The following is a 324-nucleotide window of genomic DNA, read 5'->3' on the forward strand; positions in this document are numbered from 1 at the left end:
TATGTGACGTTGGATGTCGAGGAAAAAGGAGAACTTTTCAACGTGGTTGTTTCATTGATTCGAGCATATACACTTCAAAATATTTTTGATTTATATGACTTTATCGATGAGAACGGAGAGGCTTATGGATTGACAATCAATTTGGTCAATGAGGTTATCGCAGGAAAAACTGGATTCATGAAGTTGCTGTTTGATGGGGCTTATCAACGGAATAAGCAAGGGGTTAAAATGAATATCGAGGGGCAGAAAAATGACTGAGGAGCTTAGGAAATATAACGATAAAACTTTTCGTTTGTATCTTCAGGGAGATGAATTTTATTTAAC

Annotated in this window: 1 pseudogene; it reads left to right on the plus strand. The window is 36.1% G+C overall.

Features of this window, described 5'->3' with window-relative positions:
* A pseudogene (locus C1E99_RS13400) lies at window positions 1-258 on the plus strand (hypothetical protein); the annotation flags it as partial.
* Window positions 259-324 lie beyond the last annotated feature (66 nt).

This window comes from Streptococcus suis (assembly GCF_002964045.1).
GTDB lineage: Bacteria > Bacillota > Bacilli > Lactobacillales > Streptococcaceae > Streptococcus > Streptococcus suis_U.